Below are 12,872 nucleotides of genomic sequence, written 5' to 3'. Positions count from 1 at the left end.
GGTGGTAAAAGCGCTGGCCGCGTGATCCGCTCTACCGGTAGGGCCGGCCGGCGGCCGGCACTACCTTATTTGCCCAGCAGGCCTGCCGGCACCAGGTTGCCCAGGTTCTGGTTGAAGGTGACCACCAGCTTGCCGTTCTTGACCTGTGCCGCCTGTACCTGAAGCGCGCCGAGCACCCCGGCCACCGCCGGATCCAGCTTGTAGATCGGTTCGCGCTGGGCGTAGTCGCTCAGCCAGGCATTGAGCAGGCCACGGGTGCGTGAGTCGAGGCGGCCGCCCTGGTTGGCCGGGGTGAAGTCGTCCACGCTGGGCTGCTGCAGGTGGAAGCCCTGGGTCTGCGCGTCGTAGCGCAGGCCGCTGCTGAGCTTGACCGTACCCAGTTTGGCCGGGTTGCCGCCGGCGGTGGCCAGTGCCACGTCCATGCCCAGGTTCAAGCGCTCGCCGGCCGGAAGGCTCAGCTGAGGATGGCTCATGGTCAGGGAGATCAGGCCGCCAAGGGCGTCCTGGGTGCGCGGGAAGCTGCCATCGAGGTACTGCTGGACGTCGCTGGCACCCACCGACAGTTCGCGGCCGGAAATGGAGGGAGCCGCCTGCGCGCCGATCGCAGCGGCGATCAGTACGGTGGAGGCAGCGAGGCGGGTCATCAGGGAACGCAGGCGCATGGCGGTGACCGATGGCAGGGAATGGATGGATCAAAGAGTAGCCGTGCAGGCTGAATCGCGCGTGCATGCGGCTGTAACGGTTCAGTCCAGCATTGGACGCAGTTGCGCCGACTGGATCTGCCAGGCGCTGCCGTCGCTGCTGGGTTGCACGCGGTACCAGCCACCGAAGCGGAATGTACCGTTGGCGGTGACCGCGCGGATCTGCACCGGCACTTCAAGCAGCTGCGGTGGCTGCCGGTCGTCGCGGGCGACCGGGGGATCGCTGTGCAGGCGCAGGGTGCGCAGGTCCTGCAGCTGCCGCAGCGCGGCGTCGTCCGCATGCCGCGGGTCGCTGGGCGGGATCGTCCAGGCGGCATCGCTGGCGGCGCGGTCGCGGTTGAGCAATGCCGCTACGTAGCGGTTGAGCATCGTCGATGGCGGCTCGGCATCGTCGGCGACAGCGGACAGCACCGGCATTTCACTTGCCTGCACTGCTGCGGGATCGGGGCCGGTGCGGGTGTCCACGGCTGCGGTAGCAGCGACGGGAGCGGACGCTGCCGCGATGTCGCCGGTCGTCTGTGCTGCCGGGCGTGAACAGCCCAGCAGCACCAGGGGGGCGATCAGCAACATTATCCTGCGCATGTCTGCCTCCTCCCCGAGGCAACCTGGAGGGTGGCAGTGTAGCGATTGCGCCGGGATCAGCGGGAGGAGGGCAGCTGATCCAGAGCGTCCAGCGCTGGCAGGACCTGGCCGGCGATGGCCGCCAGTGCGTGGCCGCCGGTCTCGGCATGGCGCTGCACGATGTCGCGCAGCAGCTGGGTGGCGATCACCAGGGTCGCACGCTCGTCGCCGCTGATACCGGCGGTACGCGGGGCCGCCTCCAGCAGGCGCATCAGGTCGCGGCTGGCGCGATGCTCCAGTTCGATGGTGCAGCGCCCTGTGCACTGCAGCCCGTCCTTTTCGATGGGGGTCACCGAGATCCGGTAGCGGGTGGAGGGGCTGGCCATGAGGGTGTGCTCGCCGTAGCTGTGGAGGATGTGCCCACCATAGGCAAGGCCACGGCCTGAGGCGACGGCCGGCGCTGCACGCAGTGTTCCACCCGGTACGTTCCAGCACCTGCCCAGGCTGCGCTCGGCCAGTGGTGACGGGCCTGTACGGGCATTCCCGGGGAGGCGGCAACGCTGTGTTGCGGATTGCCGCAGCGCGACGCATCCACGCATGGCGTGGATCTACCGCCGGGCACGCAAAAAAAAAACGGGACGGCCAGAGCCGTCCCGTCGGAATCCACGTTGGGGCGCGCGCTTACAGCGCGGCGTCCTTCAGCTTCTTCAGCGGACGCACCTTCAGCTTGGTGGTGGCCGGCTTGGCGGCGAACCACTGCTCTTCCTTGGTGAACGGGTTGATGCCCTTGCGCTTCGGCTTGGCCGGCACATTGACGGTGGTGATCTTCAGCAGGCCCGGCAGGGTGAAGGAGCCAGCGCCCTTCTTGTGCACCGAGGAGGCGACGGCGCTTTCCAGCGAGGCCAGCACAGCGCGGACGTCCTTGGCGATGACGCCGGAGGCTTCAGCGATGTGTGCAACCAGGCCGGACTTGGTCAGCACTTCCTTGATCGGCTTCGGAGCGGCCGGCTTGGCGGCTGCCTTCGTCGCGACTTTCTTCGCTGCCTTCTTCGGGGCAGCCTTCTTAGCGGTCTTTGCCATGGTTTCCTGTTCCGTGAACGGTTGGTTGTTTGGTCGGCGCCGAACCCCGTCGGCAAGCGCAATGTAGGGCAACTCTTGGGCGCCGCCAATAGCCCGAAGCGCGGAAAGTGCATGTTTTTTCATATCCAGGCCGATTCAGTACATGGCCGGCGGTGGGGGATGGGGGCACGCCAGCGTGTTCGATCGCCGGCGCCCGCCGATCGGTGGGGTGCGCGAAACCACTGAAAACAAGAGGAAAATGCGTTCCGGGCTGGCGCGGAAGTGTCCACGCGCCGGGCTCGGGGGCGACGTCCGGCGTGCGGCGGAGCGACGCAGGGCTAACGCGTGGCGTGCGAGGGTAGCCGTTCATCACCGCCACGCAGGAGCAGCACAATGGGAATCTCGCGACACGCCACCGCGCACTGGGAAGGCGATCTGAAGACGGGCAAGGGGCAGTTGAGCACGCCGCAGAGTGGGCTGCTGGACAAGACCCGCTACGGTTTCAACAGCCGCTTCGGCGACGAAAAGGGCACCAATCCGGAAGAGCTGATTGCCGCCGCGCACGCGGGTTGTTTCACCATGGCGCTGTCAGCCAAGCTCGGCGAAGCCGGCTTCACCCCGACCTCGCTGGACACCGAAGCCAAGGTCGACCTGTCGCTGGAAGGCGGTCCGCAGTTGTCGCAGATCCGGCTGAAGGTGAAGGCGGTGGTGCCGGGCATCGACGCGACGCAGTTCCGTGCGATTGCCGATGACGCCAAGCAGAACTGCCCGGTGTCCAAGGCACTGAGCGCCGTGCCGATCAGCCTGGAAGCCGAGCTGGGCTGAGCCGGCGCATCTGTAGAGCCGAGCCCATGCTCGGCTTCTGCAGCTCCCGTGATCTGGCCGAAGAGCAGCCGAGCGTGGGCTCGGCTCTACAGTATCCCTTTACCAATCAAGGGTGCCGGTGATGACGGTCTGCACCTGGCCGCCCGACCAGACCTCGCCGTCCTCGTCGACCCGCAGGGTCAGGCGTGCATCGTGGCCGACTTCGCGGCCCTGGCTGACTTCGAACGGTGCACGGCCACGTGGCAGCGCGTCGCGCAGGTCCAGCCACGCGGCCAGCACTGCATTGGCGGCCCCCGAGGCGGCGTCCTCGAAGCGCCGACCATTGCCGACGAAAGCGCGCACGGCCAGATCGAATCCCTCACTGCCATCGCTGAAGGCATAGGCGAACACGCCCATGCTGTCGGTGGACTCGGCCAGCGCAGCCACCGCGTCCCAGTCCGGGCGCAGCGCGCGCAATGCCGCTTCATCGGCCACCTGAACCACCCACCAGCTGCGTCCGCCCTGCATGCGTGCCGGCGGCAGCGTGCCCAGCGGCCAGCCCTTCAGTGCGGCCTGCAGGCGAGGATCGGTGACCTCGGTCGTCTCGGCCAGCTGCGCGCGCGGGGTGCGGATGGCGATGCGCTGCTGCGCGCCCTCACCGCTGACGCGCAGCGGCAGGACACCGGCAATGCCGTCCTGCACCAGCACGCCGTCGATCGGTGTGGCCAGGCCTGCCTGCAGCACCGCATGCGCCGTGCCGACGCTGGGGTGGCCGGCGAACGGCACTTCCTTCTGCGGGCTGAACATGCGCAGCCGGTAGCTGGCACCGGCAGCCTGGGGCGGGAACACGAAGGTGGTCTCGGGCAGGCGCGTCCAGCGCGCGATGGCCTGCATGCTGGCATCGTCCAGGCCATCGGCATCGAGTACCACGGCCAGCGGGTTGCCAGCGCCGGCGCGCGGGGAAAACACATCCAGCTGCAGGAAACGGCGGGTGGTCATCGGGGCGAAACTCCAGGATCGGGTGGCGCGCAGCTTAACGCGCGGTTGTAGAGCCGAGCCCATGCTCGGCTGTGTCGGGGTGTGAGAAGAAGCAGCCGAGCGTGGGCTCGGCTCTACAGCCAACGGATCTGGCCGTCGATGACCGGCTGCACCTGGCCGCCGATCCATACCGTGCCCTGCGCATCGACCTGTACCTGCACGCGACCATCGCGACCGACTTCGCGGCCCTGGCTGGCCACGTAGCGGCCCTCGCGGCCGGGCAGGGCATTGTGCTGCCGCAGCCAGGCGCCTATCAGTGCATTGGCACTGCCGGTCACGGGATCCTCGGGCACGGCGGGCGCATCAGCGGGGCAGAAGGCACGCACCACGCGGGTGTGGCCGGTGCCGGCTTCATCGGCGAACACCGCCACGCCGGTGGCATCGGTGGCAAGGCTCCAGTCGGCCAGCGCGGCCATGTCCGGCAGCAGGCTGCGCACGGCGTCGGCATCGCGCAGTGGCAGCAGCCACCAGCGTGCGCCGTTGTCCCAGAGTTCCGGCACCTGCCCGTCGGCAGCGAGCGCCAACAGCGCGGCGGGCGCTCCGCCTGCCTCCGTGTCCAGTTGCCGTGCCGGCGGGCTGGCCAGCTGGATCTCCAGTGCCTCGGCCGGGCCGCTCACCCGTACTGGGAGCACCCCTGCCGCGCATTGCTGCAGCAGGGCGCCGGCGCGCGGTTGGGCCAGGCCGCAGGTCACCGCCGCCCAGGCGGCGCCGACGCTGGGGTGGCCGGCGAAGGCCAGCTCACGGGTCGGGGTGAAGATGCGGATGTGGTAATCGGCGCCGGGCGCGGTGGGGCGCAGGAAGAACACCGTCTCGGACAGGTTCAGCCAGGCGGCCAGGGCCTGCATCTGGCTGCTGGAGAGCGCGTCGGCGTCCAGGATGACGCCCAGTGGATTGCCGGTTCCGGGGCGGGGACCGAAGACATCGAGCTGCAGGTAACGGAGGACGGCCATCTACGGGGATATTGCGCTTAGAATCAAAGGTTCCGCCCCCGAGGGCGGCTTCCCCACATTCTACATAGCCAATCCATGTCAGCTTCCCCCCTTGTCGATCGTTGGATCGTACTGAAGTTCGGCGGCACTTCGGTGTCGCGTCGTCACCGCTGGGACACGATCGGGAAGCTGGCGAAAAAACGCGCGGAAGAGACCGGATCGCGCGTGCTGGTGGTGGTATCGGCGCTGTCCGGGGTCACCAACGAACTGACCGCGATTGCCGACGGCGCGCCGGACAGCGGTGATCGTGTGGCAGCGCTTGTCGAGCGCCATGAGGGCTTCCTGGCCGAACTCGGCCTGGGCCGCGAGGTGCTGGCCGAACGGCTGGCGGCGCTGCAGGGCCTGCTCGACGATGCGCGGGCGGTCACCCGTCCGCTGGATTGGCAGGCCGAAGTGCTGGGCCAGGGCGAGCTGCTGTCCTCCACCCTGGGCGCGGCCTATCTGCGCGCCTCGGGCCTGGACATGGGCTGGATGGATGCCCGCCAGTGGCTGGACGCGATGCCGCCGCAGCCGAACCAGAGCGACTGGTCGCAGCGGCTGTCGGTGAACTGCCAGTGGCGCGCCGACGCGGAGTGGATGCAGCGCTTCCGCGCGCAGCCGACCCGCCTGCTGATCACCCAGGGCTTCATTTCGCGGCATGCCGATGGCGGTACCGCCATCCTCGGCCGTGGTGGCTCGGATACCTCGGCGGCGTACTTCGGTGCGCTGCTCGGCGCCAGCCGGGTGGAGATCTGGACCGATGTGCCGGGCATGTTCAGCGCCAATCCGAAGGACGTGCCGGACGCACGCCTGCTGACCCGCCTGGACTATTACGAAGCGCAGGAAATCGCCACCACCGGCGCCAAGGTGCTGCACCCGCGCTCGATCAAGCCGTGCCGCGATGCCGGCGTGCCGATGGCCATCCTCGATACCGAGCGCCCGGAACTGCCGGGCACCAGCATCGATGGCAGCGCCGCACCGGTGCCGGGGGTGAAGGCGATCAGCCGCCGCAATGGCATCGTGCTGGTGTCGATGGAAGGCATCGGCATGTGGCAGCAGGTCGGCTTCCTGGCCGATGTGTTCAACCTGTTCAAGAAGCACGGCCTGTCGGTGGACCTGATCGGTTCGGCCGAGACCAACGTCACCGTGTCGCTGGACCCGTCCGAGAACCTGGTCAACACCGATGTGCTGGCCGCGCTGTCGGCCGACCTGTCGCAGATCTGCAAGGTGAAGGTGATCGTGCCGTGCGCGGCGATCACCCTGGTGGGCCGCGGCATGCGGTCGCTGCTGCACAAGCTGTCGGACGTGTGGGCCACCTTCGGCCGCGAGCGCGTGCACATGATCTCGCAGTCGTCCAACGACCTGAACCTGACCTTCGTCATCGACGAGGCCGATGCCGATGGCCTGCTGCCAATCCTGCACGCAGAGCTGATCGACAGCGGCGCGATGCCGGTGGAGGAGACCGAAGTGTTCGGCCCGCGCTGGCGTGAGATTGCCGGCACCGTGCGCCCGCGCGGCACGCCGTGGTGGCGCGGTCAGCGTGCGCACCTGCTGCAGCTGGCCGATGCCGGTACGCCGCGCTACGTCTATCACCTGCCGACGGTGCGCGCCCGCGCCCGTGCACTGGCCGCGATCAAGCCGATCGACCAGCGCTACTACGCGATCAAGGCCAACAGCCACCCGGCCATCCTGCAGCTGCTGGAAGCCGAAGGCTTCGGCCTGGAGTGCGTGTCGCACGGCGAGCTGAAGCATGTGTTCCAGCACCTGCCGGAACTGTCGCCCAAGCGCGTGCTGTTCACCCCCAGCTTCTGCCCGCGCAGCGAGTACGAGGCGGCGTTTGCGCTGGGCGTGACCGTGACCGTCGACAACGTGGAAGCGCTGCAGCGCTGGCCGGACCTGTTCCGCAATCGCGAGCTGTGGCTGCGCGTCGATCTGGGCCGGGGCGAGGGCCACCACGCCAAGGTCCGCACCGGTGGCAAGGAGTCCAAGTTCGGCCTGCCGATCGCCCGCGTCGACGAGTTCGTGCGCGCGGCCACCGAACTGGGCAGCCGCGTGGTGGGCCTGCATGCGCACCTGGGCAGCGGCGTGGAAACCGCGCAGCACTGGCGCCTGATGTGCGATGAGCTGGCCGGTTTCGCCCGCCGCATCGGCAGCGTGCAGACCATCGATATCGGTGGCGGCCTGCCGATTCCGTACAGCGATGAAGACGAACCCTTCGACCTGGACGCCTGGGCCGAGGGCCTGGCCGAGGTAAAGGCACTGCACCCGGCATTCCGCCTGGCGATCGAGCCGGGCCGCTACCTGGTGGCCGAATCGGGCGTGCTGCTGACCCATGCCACCCAGGTGGTGGAAAAGGACGGCGTGCGCCGTGTCGGCCTGGACGCCGGCATGAACGCACTGATGCGCCCGGCGCTGTACGACGCCTGGCATGACATCGAGAACCTCAGCCGCCAGGGCGGTTATGCCGAAGCGGCGTTCGACGTGGTCGGCCCGATCTGCGAATCCAGCGATGTGTTTGGCAAGCGCCGCAAGCTGCCGGTGTCGACCGCGCCGGACGACGTGATGCTGATCGCCGATGCCGGTGCCTACGGCTATGTGATGGCCAACACCTACAACCAGCGGATGCTGCCGCGCGAAGACGTGATCGAATGAACACCGCCCGCGCCCTGCACCCGCCCACCGACACGCCCCGCGCCCTCGCGCGGACCCGTGCCTGACCGGATACACCATGACTGCTTTCGACAAACACCAGGTTTCCCGCTTCCGCTTCGTCCGCTGCGACTTCGCGGCGGATACCGGCGTGGCCCGGCTGGTCTACGCCTTCGACGACGGCCCGGAGATGGTGGAAACCATCACCGTGCCCGGCGCCCCGTTCGTGCTGGACGAGGCGCGCGCCGCCGCCGTGCAGCGTGCGCTGCAGCTGCTGCACCTGATCGCCGGCGTCAGCTACTACAAGGCCGGCGTACCGGATACGGTCAGCATCGACAGTTACAGCATCGATGCCGATACCGCCGCACTGGTGGAGACCATTTACCTCAATGGCCTGGGCGAATTCGCCTACCGCAACGGCCTGAACCTGCGCGGCCGCTTCCGGTTGCCGGTGCAGGGCGAGGCCGTGCAGGCGCCGGCGCTGGGCCTGCGGCCGCACGCGCTGGTGGCCATCGGCGGCGGCAAGGATTCGCTGGTCAGCATCGAAGCGCTGCGCCGTGCCGGCGTGGACGAGACGGTGACCTGGATCGGTGGCTCGCAGCTGATCCGTGCGTGCGCCGAGCGCACCGGCCTGCCGACATTGAACCTGGGCCGCACGCTGGCACCGGAACTGTTCGAGCTCAACCGCCAGGGTGCCTGGAACGGCCATATCCCGGTGACGGTGGTGAACTCGGCAATCATGGTGCTGGCCGCGTTGCTGCACGGCGTGGACCAGGTCGTGTTCTCCAACGAGCGTTCGGCCAGCTACGGCAGCCAGATTCCGGGCACCGGCGAAGTGAATCACCAGTGGTCCAAGGGCTGGGCCTGCGAGCAGGCGTTCGGCAGCCATGTGCGCAAGTACGTGGCGGCGGACCTGCAGTACTACTCGCTGCTGCGCCCGATGTCCGAGCTGGCGGTGGCCCGCCAGTTCGCCAAGACTGATTTCTACGACGCGCACTTCTCCAGCTGCAACCGCAATTTCCACATCCTCGGCGAGCGCCCGGTGAACCGCTGGTGTGGCGTCTGCCCTAAGTGCCATTTCGTGTTCCTGGCGCTGGCCCCGTTCATGCCCAAGACGCGCCTGGTGCGCATCTTCGGCCGCAACCTGCTGGACGATGCCGAGCAGGCCGGTGGCTTCGATGCGCTGCTGGAATTCCAGGACCACAAGCCGTTCGAGTGCGTGGGTGAAGGCCGCGAATCGCGTGCGGCGATGGCGACGCTGGCGCAGCGCCCGGAGTGGAAGGAAGACGTGCTGGTGAAGCGCTTCTGCAACGAGATCCAGCCGCAGCTGGATGCCGCCGAACTGGAACTGGCACCGCTGCTGCAACTGCAGGGCGAGCACCGCGTTCCGGCTGCGCTGTGGGAACGGGTGCGTGAAGATTTCGAAGCTTGAAGGAAAGCGCGTCGCGCTGTGGGGCTGGGGCCGCGAGGGCCGCGCCGCGTTTGCGGTGCTGCGTGAGCGCCTGCCCACGCTGCCGCTGAGCCTGTTCTGCCCGGCCGCCGAAGTCGGGGCCGCACGCGTGGAAACACAGGGCGCGCTGGACGTCCGTGGCGAGCCTTCTGCTGAAGCGCTGGCCGCGTTCGACGTGGTGATCAAATCGCCCGGGATCAGTCCCTATCAGCCGATCGCGCTGGCGGCGGCAGCGCAGGGCACCACCTTCATCGGCGGCACCGCGCTGTGGTTCGCCGAACACGCGGCCGACGATGGCATCGTGCACGACACCGTGTGCGTGACCGGCACCAAGGGCAAGAGCACCACCACCGCGCTGGTCGCGCACCTGTTGCGCGCGGCCGGGCATCGCACCGGACTGGTCGGCAACATCGGCCTGCCGCTGCTGGAGGTGCTGGACCCGCAGCCGGCGCCCGAGTACTGGGCCGTCGAGCTGTCCAGCTACCAGACTGGTGAAGTGGCGCGCAGTGGCGCCCGCCCGCAGGTGGCGGTGGTGCTGAACCTGTTCCCGGAACACCTGGACTGGCACGGCAGCGAACAGCGTTACATCGAGGACAAGCTGCGGCTGGTGACGGAAGCCGCGCCGCGCATTGCCGTGCTCAATGCCGCCGATCCGCACCTGGCGGCACTGTCGCTGCCCGATAGTGAGGTGGTCTGGTTCAACCAGCCGCAGGGCTGGCATATGCGGGGCGAAATCGTGCATCGCGGCGAACAGGCGGTGTTCGATACCCGCAACACGCCGCTGCCGGGCCGCCACAACCGCGGCAACCTGTGCGCGGTGCTGGCCGCGCTGGAGGCACTGGGGCTGGACGCGGTGGCGCTGGCACCGGCGGTGCAGGATTTCCGCCCGCTGCCGAACCGCCTGCAGCGCATCGGCGTGGCCCATGGCCTGACCTACGTCAATGATTCGATCAGCACCACGCCGCATGCCAGCCTGGCCGCGCTGGAGTGCTTTGCTGGGCAGCGCATCGCGCTGCTGGTGGGCGGGCACGACCGTGGCTTGGACTGGACCGACTTCATGCAGCACATGGCGCACGATGTGCCGCCGGTGGAGATCGTGACCATGGGCAGCAACGGCCCGCGCATCCACACGATGCTGCAGCCGCTGGCCGACGCCGGTCGCTTCGGCCTGCACGCCGCCGCTGATCTGCCCGAGGCGATGGCACTGGCGCGCACGGCGCTGGGCGCGCAGGGCGGGGTGGTGCTGCTGTCGCCGGGTGCGCCAAGCTTCGGGGCCTACCGCGATTACGTGGCGCGTGGCCGCCATTTCGCCGAACTGGCCGGATTCGATCCGGACAGCATCAGCGCGATTCCGGGGTTGGGCATCGCCTGATCCGCCGGATCGGGGTCGGATCCCTTTCCTCAGGAAAGGGCTCTGACCCCGGCGAGTTACCATGGGCGCATCCCCGGACGGACCCGGATAGCCGCGTGTGCACCTTCATTACCCTGTTCCTGCCCGCATCCTTATCGCACATTGAAGCCGCCGCGATCATGCAGCGCAGTGGCCGGCGCCTGTTCGCGCAGGATTCGCCCAGCCTGCAGTCAGCGGTCGGGCCCGGTTGGCAGCCGTGGTTGAGTGCCGTGCACTGCGATTGCGGTACCGCGCTGGCCTCGTCGCGGGCCGAGCGGGAGTGGAAGGGCGATGCCGAACGCTGGCGGAAGAAGGGCTGGAGCGAAGCGAAGATCACGCGCGCGTTGGCGGCGCAGTTGGCGCGGCATGAACTGGATCAGCAGGCACGCCGCGATGAAGCCCTGGACGATGCCGGCCAGTGGTTGCAGCGTATCGATGCGCTGTTGCAGGCTGGGGCCGCGCGCATCGGCCTGCTGGTGCGCGACTACGACGGTTCGGTGGGTGCCCGGCAGCCGAAGCCGCCGGAACGTCACTGGCCGCGTGGCCAGCTGGCCGCAGCGGATCTGCTGGCGTTCGAGCCGGGCACGTTGCATTGGATCGAGCGTGGGTGAGGTCGTCATCCACGCATGGCGTGGCTCTACTGTAGAGCCGAGCCCACGCTCGGCTGCCTTCATCCGTCTTCATCGATGAACGCGTAATCGCGATCAATCAGCTCCTGCAGGTACGCATCGAAGCCCGGCGCAATGACTGCATAGCTGTCCGGATCGTGCAGGTAGCGCACCACCTGGCCGACGGTGCCGCCTGGCGCGGGATCGAAATCCAGGTACAGCGTCGACGTGCCACCGTTGTTCATGCAGTGCGAGAAACACAGCCGGCGGTTCATCGGCAGATCCGCGTCGATGCCCTCGCCGAGAATCTCCGGTTCCTCATCCAGCCACTCTTCGTAGATGGAACGGATGCTGTCGTCCCACCGCTGCTGGTCCTCGAAGATCTGCGCGACCGATCGCAGGTAGTACGGGTAGCCACCGTCCTCCACGTCCGAGCCCAGCATCAGTACGCAGACCTTGCCGCCGGGGTACTCTCGGTAGTGGGTGCCATCCACGCGCGATAGGAGTTCCACCAGGCTGTCCGGCACCTGCGGCCACTGCGCACGCAGGCGCTGCAGGTCCTCGGCGCTGGCGCCCTGGACATGTGCCCACTGCGGGACATCCTCGGCAGGCAAACGCGGGATCAGGCCAGACAGAAAGCGATCAACAGGATTCATGCGAGAAAAGGGGGCGGAGGGGATTAAGTCGTATCCAACCACACCTGCGTCACGCCGCCAATGCAGAATGCGACGCGGGAGGGGCGATTACGGCTTAATCCCCTCCGTCCCCTTTTTCTTGCGGAGCAGGCGCATGAATCGTTGGCGATGCGGTGTGGCGATGATGCTGGGGCTGGCGGCGATGCCGGCCTGGGCGGCGATGAAGACGCAGCCGGTGGAGTGGAAGCACCAGGGCACGACCTTCAGTGGTGTGCTGGTCTATGACGATGGCGAGCATGACAAGCGCCCCGGCCTGGTGATGGTGCCGAACTGGAAGGGCGTGAACGAATCGGCCATCGAGAAGGCCAAGCAGCTGGCCGGTGACGACTACGTGGTGCTGGTGGCCGATGTCTACGGCAAGGGTGTGCGGCCGAAGACCGATGCCGAGGCCGGGCCGGTGGCGACCAAGCTGCGCAACGACCGACCGTTGCTGCGTGCCCGCGCGCTGGAGGCGGTGAACGTGCTCAAGGCGCAGGCCGGCAAGGTGCCGCTGGATGCCAGCCGGATCGGTGCGGTCGGTTTCTGTTTCGGTGGCACCACGGTGCTGGAGCTGGCCCGCGCCGGTGCGCCGCTGGCCGCTGTGGTCAGCCTGCACGGCGGGCTGGGTTCGCCGTTGCCGGCGCAGGCCGGTGGCACCCATCCGTCCGTGCTGGTGCTCAATGGGGCCGATGACAGGAGCGTGACCGCCGAGGACATCGCCGCTTTCCAGAAGGAAATGGATGCGGCCAAGGTCGATTGGGAGTTCACCAACTACAGCGGTGCCGTGCACTGCTTCGCCGAGCGCGACGCCAACAGCCCACCGGGCTGCCAGTACAACGAGCGGGCGGCCAAGCGCGCGTGGAAGGCGCTGGATGAGTTCTTCGAGGAACGCTTCCGGTAATAAACGGCGTGCCGACCAACGGTCGGCACCCACCGGAATGCCGGTTTGGTGGGTGCCGACCGTTGGTCG

General features: G+C 68.1%; 13 protein-coding genes. 6 read left to right on the top strand and 7 right to left on the bottom strand.

What is annotated here, in order from left to right; genetic code table 11:
* Nucleotides 1–65: 65 nt before the first annotated feature.
* The 4 genes from RCF13_RS00645 to RCF13_RS00630 form a co-directional block, all read right to left on the bottom strand.
* A complete protein-coding gene (locus RCF13_RS00645) occupies nucleotides 66–662 on the bottom strand; it encodes a DUF1439 domain-containing protein (RefSeq protein ID WP_005415603.1) in 597 nt (198 codons plus the stop codon).
* 81 nt (nucleotides 663–743) lie between these two features.
* Entirely contained in the window at nucleotides 744–1,283 is a 540-nt protein-coding gene (locus RCF13_RS00640) for a hypothetical protein (RefSeq protein WP_134968776.1), read from the bottom strand.
* 56 nt (nucleotides 1,284–1,339) lie between these two features.
* Complete coding sequence (locus tag RCF13_RS00635) at nucleotides 1,340–1,648, bottom strand: DUF3861 family protein (RefSeq protein WP_005415605.1); 309 nt, start codon at nucleotides 1,646–1,648, stop codon at nucleotides 1,340–1,342.
* 295 nt (nucleotides 1,649–1,943) lie between these two features.
* Nucleotides 1,944–2,342, bottom strand: coding sequence for an HU family DNA-binding protein (locus RCF13_RS00630; protein WP_005415606.1), 399 nt, complete (start codon nucleotides 2,340–2,342; stop codon nucleotides 1,944–1,946).
* 372 nt (nucleotides 2,343–2,714) lie between these two features.
* On the opposite strand from RCF13_RS00630, the gene RCF13_RS00625 reads away from it, so the two are divergent.
* On the top strand, nucleotides 2,715–3,146 hold the full coding sequence (locus RCF13_RS00625) for an OsmC family protein (protein WP_061479212.1): 432 nt from the start codon (nucleotides 2,715–2,717) through the stop codon (nucleotides 3,144–3,146).
* Nucleotides 3,147–3,245: 99 nt separating this feature from the next.
* Here RCF13_RS00625 and RCF13_RS00620 read toward each other — a convergent pair whose 3' ends face one another.
* On the bottom strand, nucleotides 3,246–4,124 hold the full coding sequence (locus RCF13_RS00620) for a PhzF family phenazine biosynthesis protein (RefSeq protein ID WP_231352595.1): 879 nt from the start codon (nucleotides 4,122–4,124) through the stop codon (nucleotides 3,246–3,248).
* Nucleotides 4,125–4,237: 113 nt separating this feature from the next.
* Nucleotides 4,238–5,113, bottom strand: a complete 876-nt coding sequence (locus RCF13_RS00615; protein WP_231352596.1) for a PhzF family phenazine biosynthesis protein — start codon at nucleotides 5,111–5,113, stop codon at nucleotides 4,238–4,240.
* A gap of 75 nt (nucleotides 5,114–5,188) precedes the next feature.
* On the opposite strand from RCF13_RS00615, the gene RCF13_RS00610 reads away from it, so the two are divergent.
* The 4 genes from RCF13_RS00610 to RCF13_RS00595 all read left to right on the top strand — a co-directional run bounded on the left by RCF13_RS00610 (nucleotide 5,189) and on the right by RCF13_RS00595 (nucleotide 11,231).
* On the top strand, nucleotides 5,189–7,783 hold the full coding sequence (locus tag RCF13_RS00610) for a bifunctional aspartate kinase/diaminopimelate decarboxylase (protein WP_134968728.1): 2,595 nt from the start codon (nucleotides 5,189–5,191) through the stop codon (nucleotides 7,781–7,783).
* A gap of 76 nt (nucleotides 7,784–7,859) precedes the next feature.
* Complete coding sequence (murL, locus tag RCF13_RS00605; RefSeq protein WP_061479208.1) at nucleotides 7,860–9,212, top strand: UDP-N-acetyl-alpha-D-muramoyl-L-alanyl-L-glutamate epimerase; 1,353 nt, start codon at nucleotides 7,860–7,862, stop codon at nucleotides 9,210–9,212.
* A complete protein-coding gene (murD, locus tag RCF13_RS00600; protein ID WP_134968729.1) occupies nucleotides 9,193–10,602 on the top strand; it encodes a UDP-N-acetylmuramoyl-L-alanine--D-glutamate ligase in 1,410 nt (469 codons plus the stop codon). Before murL ends, murD begins: the two co-directional genes overlap by 20 nt.
* Nucleotides 10,603–10,697: 95 nt before the next feature.
* On the top strand, nucleotides 10,698–11,231 hold the full coding sequence (locus RCF13_RS00595) for a hypothetical protein (RefSeq protein ID WP_134968730.1): 534 nt from the start codon (nucleotides 10,698–10,700) through the stop codon (nucleotides 11,229–11,231).
* Nucleotides 11,232–11,290: 59 nt separating this feature from the next.
* Here the strand turns inward: RCF13_RS00595 and RCF13_RS00590 are convergent, their stop codons facing one another.
* Nucleotides 11,291–11,884 carry an SMI1/KNR4 family protein gene (locus RCF13_RS00590; protein ID WP_134968731.1) on the bottom strand — a complete coding sequence of 198 codons (594 nt, stop codon included), beginning with the start codon at nucleotides 11,882–11,884 and terminating at the stop codon, nucleotides 11,291–11,293.
* A 133-nt stretch (nucleotides 11,885–12,017) separates the two neighbouring features.
* On the opposite strand from RCF13_RS00590, the gene RCF13_RS00585 reads away from it, so the two are divergent.
* Entirely contained in the window at nucleotides 12,018–12,803 is a 786-nt protein-coding gene (locus tag RCF13_RS00585; RefSeq protein ID WP_134968732.1) for a dienelactone hydrolase family protein, read from the top strand.
* The last annotated feature ends 69 nt before the right edge of the window (nucleotides 12,804–12,872 follow it).

Source organism: Stenotrophomonas maltophilia group sp. RNC7, from assembly GCF_030910085.1.
GTDB classification, from domain to species: domain Bacteria; phylum Pseudomonadota; class Gammaproteobacteria; order Xanthomonadales; family Xanthomonadaceae; genus Stenotrophomonas; species Stenotrophomonas sepilia.
The sequence above is the reverse complement of the archived record's forward strand: the minus strand, read 5'-3'. Positions and strand labels throughout refer to the sequence as shown.